General features: G+C 57.3%; 3 protein-coding genes and 1 pseudogene. All 4 read right to left on the bottom strand.

Going from position 1 to position 2,289, the window contains the following annotated elements:
• Positions 1-624, bottom strand: a 624-nt coding sequence (locus HX846_RS25650; protein WP_372242014.1) for a beta-ketoacyl synthase N-terminal-like domain-containing protein, incomplete at its 3' end; no start/stop codon positions are given.
• Positions 625-734: 110 nt separating this feature from the next.
• Positions 735-971, bottom strand: coding sequence for an acyl carrier protein (acpP, locus tag HX846_RS25645; RefSeq protein WP_004371293.1), 237 nt, complete (start codon positions 969-971; stop codon positions 735-737).
• Between the two features lie 192 nt (positions 972-1,163).
• The gene (gene fabG, locus HX846_RS25640) at positions 1,164-1,907 is read right to left on the bottom strand and encodes a 3-oxoacyl-ACP reductase FabG (protein ID WP_004371297.1); all 744 of its coding nucleotides are present in this window, start codon (positions 1,905-1,907) and stop codon (positions 1,164-1,166) included.
• Positions 1,908-1,937: 30 nt separating this feature from the next.
• A pseudogene (locus tag HX846_RS25635) lies at positions 1,938-2,289 on the bottom strand (ACP S-malonyltransferase); the annotation flags it as partial.

The raw sequence follows: 2,289 nt of genomic DNA, 5'->3' as shown, positions 1-2,289 counted from the left end.
CGCACGGGACGCGCCGAAGCCGCCCATGCCCAAACCGCAGGCGGCCATCTCGGCACCGCCGGCGATCATCACGTCGGCCTCGTCATAGGCGATATTGCGCGCCGCCATGCCGATGCAGTGAGTGCCCGTGGTGCACGCCGTGGAAATGGCGTAGTTAGGCCCCTGGGCACCCAAGTGGATGGACAGGAAACCGGAAATCATGTTGATGATCGAGCCAGGCACGAAGAACGGTGAAATTCTGCGAGGGCCGGACTCATGCAGGGTGCGGCTGGTTTCTTCGATATTGGTCAGACCGCCAATACCCGAACCCATGGCCACGCCGATGCGCTCACGGTTGGCGTCGGTGACTTCCAGGCCGGCATTACGCACCGCCTGAAATCCGGCTGCCAGGCCGTATTGAATGAACAGGTCGAGTTTGCGGGACTCTTTGACCGAGAGATATTCCTCGACATTGAAGTCCTTTACCGAGCCGCCAAAACGGGTGGAATAGGCAGAAAGGTCCGTGTGTTCGATCAGACCAATACCACTGCGGCCAGCCAGAATGCCCTGCCAACTGCTCGGCACATCCGTACCCAGTGGCGACAACATACCCATACCGGTGACTACGACGCGTCTACGCGACACAGCACTCTCCTTTTTCTAATGACGACACTTTGCATCAGGCTTAAAGGAAAAAACCGCACGCCATAGGGCAGTGCGGTTTTTCCATCACAGCAAGCGACGATTACAAACTATTACGCCTGGTGGCTAGTAACGTAGTCGATAGCAGCTTGAACGGTAGTGATTTTTTCAGCTTCTTCGTCCGGGATTTCGGTCTCGAATTCCTCTTCCAGAGCCATCACCAGCTCAACGGTGTCAAGGGAGTCGGCACCCAGGTCTTCAACGAAGGAAGCGCTGTTGGTCACTTCTTCTTCTTTAACGCCCAGTTGCTCGGCAACGATTTTCTTGACGCGCTCTTCGATGGTGCTCATACCTTGTTTTCACTCCTAATGGACAAATTCAGGCAGCTGGCCAGTGGGTAAGTGTATAGAAAGACTTTTCAGCTTTTCAACTGAAAGCTTCACCCTCGTACCCTATTGGCCATCTGCCTATAAATAGATTGCAGCTTTATAACGGATTTTAGACAGCTCGTATGACATTTTTTTGAAGCGATCCGTCACAATTTAACTCATGTACATCCCGCCGTTCACCGGGATTGTAGCCCCAGTCACGTATGCCGCACCGTCGGATGCCAGGAAAGCGACCACATTCGCGATCTCTTGGGCCTGGCCCAGACGGCCCAGCGGAATCTGCGTCAGCAACGCTTCACGCTGCGCTTCAGGCAATTCGCGGGTCATATCGGTGTCGATGAACCCTGGGGCCACCGAGTTGACCGTAATCGACCGCGAGCCTACTTCACGCGCCAATGCACGGCTGAAACCTTCCAGACCGGCCTTGGCGGCTGCGTAGTTTACTTGGCCTGCGTTGCCCATGGCACCCACAACAGAGCCAATATTGATAATTCGACCCCAACGAGCCTTGGTCATGCCGCGCAAAACACCCTTGGACAGGCGAAACAGACTGTTCAGGTTGGTATCAACGACGTCATGCCACTCGTCGTCTTTCATACGCATCATCAGGTTATCGCGGGTAATACCGGCATTGTTCACCAGAATAGCCGGTGCACCGAATTGCGCCGTGATTTCAGCCAATACGGCCGCCACGGACTCATCGCTGGTCACGTTAAGCTCAAGACCTGTGCCCTGGACGCCGTTTTCCTTCAGCGTCGCAGCAATACGTTCAGCGCCGGCGGCGGAGGTTGCGGTACCGATGACCACAGCGCCCAGACGGCCCAGCTCCAGGGCGATCGCCTGGCCAATGCCACGGCTTGCGCCGGTGACCAGTGCAACTTTACCTTGCAGACTCATGCAGGCTTCTCCTAGGTTCGGAAATTAACGTCAGGCCAGGGCTGCGCGAGCGGCAGCGAAGGCATCCGGGGTATTGAGGTTGGAAGTCGACACGCCTTCGGCGCAACGCTTGTTCAGGCCGGCGAGGACTTTGCCCGGGCCGCACTCTACCAATTGGGTGGCGCCGTTGGCGGCCAGGGTCTGCACCGACTCAACCCAGCGAACCGGCTTGTACAGCTGCTCCAGCAGATCGCGCTTGAGGGTTTCCAGGTCAGAGGCCACGGCGGCACTGACGTTCTGCACCAACGGAATCTGCGGCGCCTGCCAATTGATCGCAGCGATCGACTCGGCGAAACGCTCGGCAGCCGGGCGCATCAGTTCGCAGTGGGACGGCACGCTGACC

The organism is Pseudomonas sp. K5002, from assembly GCF_013386655.1.
Taxonomy (GTDB): domain Bacteria; phylum Pseudomonadota; class Gammaproteobacteria; order Pseudomonadales; family Pseudomonadaceae; genus Aquipseudomonas.
Note: the sequence above shows the minus strand (reverse complement) of the source record. Positions and strands in the feature narration are given on the sequence as shown.